Source organism: Desulfoluna sp., assembly GCF_030145185.1.
GTDB lineage: Bacteria > Desulfobacterota > Desulfobacteria > Desulfobacterales > Desulfolunaceae > Desulfoluna.
On sequence record NZ_JAQYWB010000132.1, the window covers coordinates 1 to 7,339 of the forward strand.

Annotated in this window: 8 protein-coding genes; 3 read left to right on the forward strand and 5 right to left on the reverse strand. The window is 56.7% G+C overall.

Translation table 11 applies throughout. The annotated features are described in order from the left end of the window. Positions 1-388 precede the first annotated feature (388 nt). The 3 genes from Q1Q75_RS22110 (at position 389) to Q1Q75_RS22120 (ending at position 2,634) form a co-directional block, all read left to right on the forward strand. Positions 389-736 (forward strand): RidA family protein, encoded by a 348-nt coding sequence (locus Q1Q75_RS22110; protein ID WP_300675324.1) that lies wholly within the window; start codon positions 389-391, stop codon positions 734-736. Between the two features lie 411 nt (positions 737-1,147). Next, positions 1,148-1,663, forward strand: coding sequence for a hypothetical protein (locus Q1Q75_RS22115; RefSeq protein WP_300675326.1), 516 nt, complete (start codon positions 1,148-1,150; stop codon positions 1,661-1,663). 173 nt (positions 1,664-1,836) lie between these two features. Further along, positions 1,837-2,634, forward strand: coding sequence for a MerR family transcriptional regulator (locus Q1Q75_RS22120; RefSeq protein ID WP_300675327.1), 798 nt, complete (start codon positions 1,837-1,839; stop codon positions 2,632-2,634). Positions 2,635-2,840: 206 nt separating this feature from the next. On the opposite strand, the gene Q1Q75_RS22125 is transcribed toward Q1Q75_RS22120, so the two are convergent. The 5 genes from Q1Q75_RS22125 to Q1Q75_RS22145 form a co-directional block, all read right to left on the reverse strand. After that, positions 2,841-3,557 (reverse strand): ABC transporter ATP-binding protein, encoded by a 717-nt coding sequence (locus Q1Q75_RS22125; protein WP_300675328.1) that lies wholly within the window; start codon positions 3,555-3,557, stop codon positions 2,841-2,843. After that, complete coding sequence (locus Q1Q75_RS22130; protein WP_300675329.1) at positions 3,548-4,333, reverse strand: ABC transporter ATP-binding protein; 786 nt, start codon at positions 4,331-4,333, stop codon at positions 3,548-3,550. The genes Q1Q75_RS22125 and Q1Q75_RS22130 overlap by 10 nt, the downstream gene beginning before the upstream one ends. Then, a complete protein-coding gene (locus Q1Q75_RS22135) occupies positions 4,330-5,406 on the reverse strand; it encodes a branched-chain amino acid ABC transporter permease (RefSeq protein WP_300675330.1) in 1,077 nt (358 codons plus the stop codon). Before Q1Q75_RS22135 ends, Q1Q75_RS22130 begins: the two co-directional genes overlap by 4 nt. 67 nt (positions 5,407-5,473) lie before the next feature. Continuing rightward, the gene (locus Q1Q75_RS22140) at positions 5,474-6,379 is read right to left on the reverse strand and encodes a branched-chain amino acid ABC transporter permease (protein WP_300675331.1); all 906 of its coding nucleotides are present in this window, start codon (positions 6,377-6,379) and stop codon (positions 5,474-5,476) included. 361 nt (positions 6,380-6,740) lie between these two features. Beyond that, positions 6,741-7,339 (reverse strand): branched-chain amino acid ABC transporter substrate-binding protein (locus tag Q1Q75_RS22145; protein ID WP_300675332.1); only part of this gene is annotated, 599 nt, incomplete at its 5' end.

Below are 7,339 nucleotides of genomic sequence, written 5' to 3' on the forward strand. Positions count from 1 at the left end.
TCACTGGGGATGAGGAAGTTCCAGGCGATCCATCCTGAGATAACGAGAACCACCCCTGCTCCGAGTCCGACTTTCCATTTGTTCATGGCCTGATATTCCCTTCGGTAAGACGCTTCGTGTGTAAGTCTGGAGGCGCGTTTCCTGCATGAGGCATGACGCTTCCCCTTGAAATTGTTTGTCTAACGATAAGCACGAATGGGAGGGGTCGCAAGCGCTGGAAGGGAAATGAAGGCGGGGAGATCGGAAAAGGGGCTTGATCCCTGAAGTGACGTTTGGGTATAGTCATCGACTCAGATCCCTGGGCCCCGCCGGAAGAGGGGGGCCCAGACTTTTATTAAACCATCCCTGTCAGCCTGCGAGATGGCATGACGGATCACAGGAGAAACCAATGGATATCCAGCGATTTGAAACAAAAGCCCGCATGAGCCGCGCCGTGGTTCACAACAACACCGTCTACCTTTGTGGCCAGGTGGCCAAGGATGCCTCCACGGACATCACAGAGCAGACCGTGACCACCCTTGAAAAGATCGAAGAGCTTCTTGAGAGCGTGGGGTCTCACAAGGACAAAATTCTCTCTGCGACGGTTTATATTAAAGACATGGCCCTTTTCGCAGACATGAACGCGGTCTGGGACAGCTGGGTGACTCCGGGCATGGCCCCTGCCCGTGCCTGTGTTCAGGCTGCCATGGCCCGCGAAGCGATCCTGGTGGAGATCTCCATCGTCGCTGCGGTGTAACCCTGCAAGACAAAGGCCGGATCCCTCGTTTGGTCGGCCTTTGTCTTTGGATTCATAGACGTCATGGTTTGTCCGGGCGTCGGTGAATGTGTCTCTCCGGAATCCCTCCTTTCATTTTCCCCTCTTTGTTTTCCACGGGTGCTCTTGTTTTGTCCTTCGGATACGATCTTAACGCCCGGCAGCGGATGGCTTTATCTCCCCGGGAACATTTTCGATTTTTTCCTGTCATGGACAAAAAAATAGGGGTTTCAGTTCAGCGTTTCGTTTACAACGCCGATACAAAGAATGGTTTGGTACCTTTTTTTGAGTGTCGCTGAGAGGCTTCTGCCGTTTTGATCGGTGGGGTCGGGGTGCAGGGTGGTGGGAATGTTAAGCTCTTGTGAACGGATAAATCGTTGGGGGCGGGTTGCTGTGTTGAGCTCGCTGGGTGTGATGGCCGACGTTTCGGTGGGGGTCGGGCTGGCTGCGTCGGAGTCCGATGTGACTGGGTTGCCCTCTGGCGCCATGGATTGGTCGTGCTGGGGCGTTCAGGTGGGGAGTATGGCTCTGGTGGTCGCCATTGCCGGGGGGCTTTGGCTGGGTGTTTATAATCGAAGGATGCGGGCGGAGATTGCCCGACGCATTCAAAGTGAGGCGGAACGGGAGTCATTGATTACAGAGTTGACCCAGGCCCTGGAAGAGGTTCGGGAGCTTAACGGCCTGCTTCCCATCTGCTCCAGCTGTCTTAAGATCCGAAACGACACGGGCTACTGGGAAAAGCTGGAGAGCTATATCGAGTCCCACACCAAGGCCCGTTTCAGCCATGGCATCTGCAACGACTGTATGAAGAAACGTTATCCCTACCTCTTTGATGAAGAGGAGACGGATGGGGAGATCGATGATTTTTATAATAAAGAATCTGGGACCTTTCCATCCGATAAGACATGAGGGTCCGGGAATCGTGGGGGGCTCTTAACGTCTGGCCCTTGGCTGGCTCACCGAAAGAACGTGTGGGCCGCCCCTTTTTTTGCTGCCGGGTATTTTCTCTTTGACTCTCCCCCAGGGGCGGGCTTCAGGGTGTCGGTAATTTTAACGCGGAAAGGCAAAAGAGAAGGCAGAGTATGTACAACATCGGTACATTTTCACGGATCACAGGACTCACGGTGAAGGCGCTCAGGCTCTATCATGAACGGGGGATCCTTGAGCCCCGTTACGTGGATGAGAAAAGCGGCTACCGGTATTACAATCGGGAGGATGCTTCCAGGGCCCGTGTGGTGGTTGCCCTGAAGGCCATGGACTGTTCGTTGTCGGAGATCCGTCACGTTATGGCATACTGTGCTGATGAGTCCGACCTGGTGGGGCTGCTTGCGATCAAGCAGGAGGCCCTCCAGGCTGAGATCGCAAGGCTTTCGAATATCTCTTTTGTCATCGACCGCATTATCAACCGAGAAAGAGAGGTGACAAAGATGAAAGAGGAAGGCTTTGATGTCGAGGTGAAACGCGTGGAACCCCAGCTGGTGATATCCCATCGCTGGACCGGGGCCTGGATGGAGATCGGTGATGTGGTGCTCAAGCTGCGTGGTGCCGCAGAAAAGGAGATTTCAGGCCGTATCGTGAACCTCTGTTATAACGATGAGTACAGAGAATTGGACGCCGACATCGAGGTGTGTATGCCCATTTCCAAAACCGTGGAGAGCCCCTGGCCCTGCCGCACCCTGGAAGGGGGCGAGTTCGCTGTCCTTCTGCATCGGGGACCCTTTGAAACCCTGGGGGAGAGTTACCTTCGGGTCTTTGACTGGATCGAGGCCTCGGGCCGAAAGGCGACCCTGCCTACCCGCCAGGTGGTCCACAAGGGGCCCGGCCCGCTCCTGGAGGGAGATCCGAACAATTACCTGACGGAGATTCAGGTGCCCTTGTAATAACATTATATTGGCTTGGGCCAACCATTTTCCCATGAAATATTCGGGCTAAGTGGATGGTGCGCTTTACCTTCATGCCACGGCGTAGCCGGATCGTTTCTCGGGACAAATCGCATTCATCATCGGTTACAGAAAACCTGTTTGTCAAACGTTCCAAAAGTTTGGCCCCCGGCAGGGCCGCCGGAGGCGTTTTTCCCCTTTGTTCCTTACTTCTTCCCCCCGCCCAGGTAGGCTTCCCGGACGTTGGGGTTGGCCAGCAGGGCATCGGCGCTGTCTTCCAGGACGATGTTTCCCACCTCCATGACGTAGCCCCGGTGGGCCAGCTTGAGGGCGGCTTTGGCGTTTTGTTCCACGAGGACCACGGTGACCCCGCTTTTGTTGATTTCCCGGATCGTATCAAAGATCGCCTTCACCAGGATGGGGGCGAGCCCTAAGCTCGGCTCGTCCAAGAGGAGGATTCGGGGGTTGTTCATCAGCGCCCGGCCGATGGCAAGCATCTGCTGCTCGCCGCCGGAGAGGGTCCCTGCCAGCTGTTTTTTCCGCTCTTTTAAGCGGGGAAACAGCTCAAAAATCCAGCGTCGGGTCTCTTCCACGCGTTTGGGGTTTTTGGCGGTGAAGGCCCCGAGGTTGAGGTTCTCCTGGACGGTTAAGGTCGAGAAGACGCGCCGGCCTTCCGGGGACTGGGTGAGTTTGGCTTCCACCACTTTGTGGGCGGGCATCGTATGAATGGCTTTTCCGTCGAACCAGATTTCGCCTTCAGACGGTTTTAACAGGCCGCTGATGGTCATGAGGGTGGTGGATTTCCCCGCGCCGTTCGCCCCCAGAAGGGTGACGATCTCGCCCTCTTTCACCTGGAGGTTGATGCCGTGCAGGGCCTCGACGGTGCCGTATTTCACATGGAGATTCTTTACGTCTAAAAGCACGCCTCACCCTCCTCCTCGTCATCGGTTCCGAGGTAGGCCTCGATGACCTTCTTGTTGACTTTTATCTCTTCGGGCAGTCCTTCGGCAATTTTCCTGCCGTACTCAATCACCACCAGTTTTTCGCACGCCTGCATCACCAGGCTCATGTCGTGTTCAATGAGGAGGACGGTGATGCCACGGGCTTTGATGCGGGCGATGATTTCGATGAGGGCATCGGTCTCCTGTTCGTTCATGCCTCCGGCCGGTTCGTCCAGGATCAGGAGTTTTGGCTGGGTGGCCAGGGCACGGGCAATCTCCAGGAGGCGCTGGTTGCCATAGGAGAGGCTGTCAGATCGGGTGTCGGCGTCGTCTCCCAGGCCCACGAAGTCCAGTTCAGCCAGGGCGAGTTGGATGGCCTCCTTCTCCTCCCTTTTTTGAAAGGGGGTCTTCAGCATGGCGGCGATGGATCCTGATTTCATCCGGCAGTGGCACCCGGCCAGGACGTTTTCCAGGGCCGAGAGGGCCTTGAAGAGCCGGATGGTCTGGAAGGTCCGGGCCACGCCCAGGGTGACAATCTTGTTGGGGGCCAGCCCGTTGAGAACCTGGCCGTCAAAGATCACCTTTCCTTTGTTGGGGACGTAGTTGCCGGTGATGAGGTTGAAGACGGTGGTTTTCCCGGCTCCGTTGGGGCCGATGAGGCCAAAGATATCTCCGGCTTCCACCGCAAAGGAGACCTCATCAACGGCTCGTAATCCTCCGAAGTCTTTGACCAGTTTTTCGAGCTTCAACAGACTCACGGCATCTCCTCCCCAATTTTCATCTCTTCCCGAATTCTCACCTCTTCTCGAATCCTCATTTCTTCTCGAATTTTTTTAAGGGGGTACTTCCTGGGCAGAGGAGGCAGGAGCCCTGCGTTTCTGAAGATCATCATGATCACCATGGCCGCGCCGAAGATGAGCATACGGGCTTTGCTGAAATTACTGAAATCAAGGCTGAGGGTGACGCCAAAGGAGGAGAAGAGGCTGTTGATGAGGTCGCTGATGGTCCCCATGCCCCGGAAAATCTCCGGAAGGCCGATGACGAGAAAAGCCCCTAAAATCACCCCGCGAATGCTGCCGGCTCCGCCTAAGATGACGATCATAAACATCACGACCGATTCCCAGAAGTTGAAAGACTCCGGGGCGATGATGGTCATTTTGGCAGCGTAGATGGTCCCCACCATTCCGGCCCAGACGGCACCGATCACAAAGGCGATGAGCTTGTAGTAGGTGGTGTTGATGCCGCTGCCTTCGGCTGCGACGTCGTCTTCCCTTAAAAAGTTCAAGGCCCGCCCGAACCGGGAATTTTCCAGGCGATGAAAGAGAAAGACCGTCACGGCCATGAAGCCCCAGATGAGATAGAAAAATTCGTGGGGCTTTCGAATTTTGAAGCCGAAGAGGTAGGGCCGGTCAATGCCGAAGATGCCGTTGGCGCCGCCGGTGATGCCGAAGACGTTGTTGATCAGTGCGATGCGCACGATCTCCACAAAACCGATGGTGACGATCAGCAGGTAGTCTCCCCGGAGGTGGATGATGGGACGCGCCACCATCAGGGCGAAGAGCCCGGCAATGAGGCCGGCCAGGGGCATGGTCCAGAGGACGGGGATGTCAAAGCTGGTGTTTAAGATGGCCGTGGTGTAAGCGCCCACCGCGTAGAAGGCGGCGTGGCCCATATGGAACAGACCCGCATGGCCCAGGATAAGGTTGAGACTTAAGGCCAGCAGGGCGTACATGCCCACGTTGTTCAGCACATCCACCCAGTATGCATTAAGAAATGCGGGGGAGACAGCCAGCAGCAAAGCAAGAAGTAGATAAATAATGTTTCGTTTCATACGGTCAAGGCCTCATAAAAACGGTCCAGGGTTTCCAGGGGCCAGGAGGCCCGTCTCGGAGTACCCATCATACTTTCTCTGCAACCCGTTCCCCCAGGAGGCCAGTGGGGCGAACAATGAGGATGAGGATCAACACAACAAAGGCGATGGCGTCTTTCCAGGCGATGGAGATATACGCAGCGCCCATGGCCTCGATAACGCCTAAGAGGAGGCCGCCAAGCATGGCGCCCGGGATGTTGCCGATGCCGCCCAGGATGGCCGCGGTAAAGGCCTTGAGCCCGTAGATCCAGCCCATGGTGAAGTTGATCTGGCCGTAGTAGAGGCCGACCATCAGGCCGGCTGCCCCGCCCAGGGCCGGGCCGATGAGGAAGACAATCATGATCACGGCGTTGACGTTGATCCCCATGAGCTTGGCGGCTCCCTGGTCGATGGCCACCGCCCGGATGGCTGTTCCGGTCCGGGTTTTCTGGATAAAGAAATAGAGCGCGGCCATCATCACGATGGAGGTAAGCAGAATCAGGATCCTGAGCAGGGGCACATTGAGCCCGAAGATGGGGATGACGACTCTGGGCAGGATATCATGGGGGTAGACCCGGTATCGGGCGCCGTAGATGAGCATGACGGCGTTTTGGAAGAAGATGGAGGCACCCAGGGCCGAAACCACGGCCGAGAGTCTGTGGGACTCCCGCAAGGGGCGGTAAGCGATGCGCTCCAGGATGATGCCCACCACAGCGACGAGGCCCATGACCATGACGGCCAGGGCAATGACCACGCCAAAGGGGCCCAGGTGGTCCGTGAGGCCCAGGGTTGAAAGCAGGGTGAGCCCCAGGTATGCCCCGATGGTGAAGAGATCACCGTGGGCAAAATTGATGAGTTTTAAAACCCCGTAGACCATGGTGTAGCCCAGAGCGATGAGGGCATAGATCCCCCCCACAGCCAGGCCGTTGGTCAGCTGTTGGAAAAACAGTTCCATCTTACTTCTCCGGTGCTGCTGACGGAATGGCGACATCAAGGGATGCGGTGTCGCCACCCGTTTTTGGGTTTTCTGTGGAGGCGTTGCGCTCTGAGCGGGGGCTCCGATGGGAGGTCACCGCTGAAAGCGCCTCGCAGCGTGCTGTGTGTTCTCTGTGAAGAAAGGTTCACATGAGGGCGCACACGGCCTTTTGCGAGGCCATGATCGATTAGCCCGGATATTTCATGAGAAAACAATCAGGACTAAGGAATAATCCGTAATGACAGTCCTTCGCAGTCATATTTTCAGTCGTTTCAAAAATGCAAAATGTAATCCACGGTATTCTGTCTGATTTTCTCACCCGGCTCGAGAAATATCCGGGTTAGGGCTGAAGCACGAAGTCACCCTCGGCGTTCACCTTGTAGAGGCGGTAGAGATCCCCCACGCGGTCGCCTTTTTCGTTGAAGGAGATCGTGCCGGTGAGACCGGGCATGTCCTTCATCTCGTTGTGGAGGTAGGCGGCCAGGGTGTTGGAGTCGGTAGACCCGGTGGCCTTGATGGCCGCCGCGATGGCGTTGAAACCGTCACCGGAGAGAACGGCCCAGACCGAACCGGGGACTTCCGTGTATTTTTTGGTGTAAGCGGCCAGGAAGGAGGAGGCTTCGGTGGAGTCGAGGTCCTGGGGAACGGGGGGGCTCAGGAAGAAGAACCCTTGGGCGGCTTTCTTGCCGGCGATCTTGACGAGGTCGGGGTTGTTGGTGGCATCACCGCCGAGGAAGGGGACCTTCCAGCCCATCTCCATCTTCTGGCGAAGCAGCAGGCCGGCCTCGGGGTAGTACCCGGTGAAGAGCACGGCATCGGGGGCAGAGGCCTTCATTTTTGTGAGGATGGCGCTGTAGTCACGCTCACCGGCGGTGAGGGCTTCGTAGAAGACGATATCCACGGGCTGTTTTTTCAGGAGAGCCTTGGCTTCATCGGCCA

Excerpts from the sequence above, each read along its gene's own strand:
- Q1Q75_RS22110 (WP_300675324.1), top strand. The coding sequence starts at position 389 with ATGGATATCCAGCGATTTGAAACAAAAGCCCGCATGAGCCGCGCCGTG.
- Q1Q75_RS22140 (WP_300675331.1), bottom strand. The coding sequence starts at position 6,379 with ATGGAACTGTTTTTCCAACAGCTGACCAACGGCCTGGCTGTGGGGGGG.
- Q1Q75_RS22120 (WP_300675327.1), top strand. The coding sequence starts at position 1,837 with ATGTACAACATCGGTACATTTTCACGGATCACAGGACTCACGGTGAAG.
- Q1Q75_RS22135 (WP_300675330.1), bottom strand. The coding sequence starts at position 5,406 with ATGAAACGAAACATTATTTATCTACTTCTTGCTTTGCTGCTGGCTGTC.